Genomic DNA, 422 nt, shown 5'->3' on the forward strand with positions numbered 1-422 from the left:
CAGTACCGAGCGTGAGTCGGCGGCGAAGGAGCTCTACTCGACCGAACCATCTCCTGGTGTTTATACCAAAGAAGCCTATCTGCGCTACTACGCGGATGAGGAGCAATTGCAAGCTTCTAGTAAAGGTTTTCCGGCGGAGGAGGTGCTCACTGGTGTCGTTGAAGGGGCCCTTCGACTGCAACTGATAGATCTGTCAATTCGAATGGCCGAGCAGCTTGATCTGAACTTTGGCTCATACAATTCCAGGGTGCTTTTGGCGATCGCCACTGGCGTTGCACTCAATCCTGACCTCGTCGAGCGACATTTCTGGCTAACCCAGCCGGCGGTGAAGGAGCGACTGGACGAGCTCACTGAGCGGGTAATCAAGCTACTTGCGGAGTCGGGGACTGATGTCCGCGTCCATGAATTGGGTTGCTCGATAT

1 protein-coding gene is annotated in these 422 nt (G+C 54.7%); it reads left to right on the forward strand.

The annotated features are described in order from the left end of the window. Window positions 1-422 (forward strand): hypothetical protein (locus AC0L20_RS39975; RefSeq protein ID WP_473295664.1); only part of this gene is annotated, 422 nt, incomplete at both ends.

The sequence above is a fragment of the Bradyrhizobium sp. Kon58 genome, from assembly GCF_055807455.1.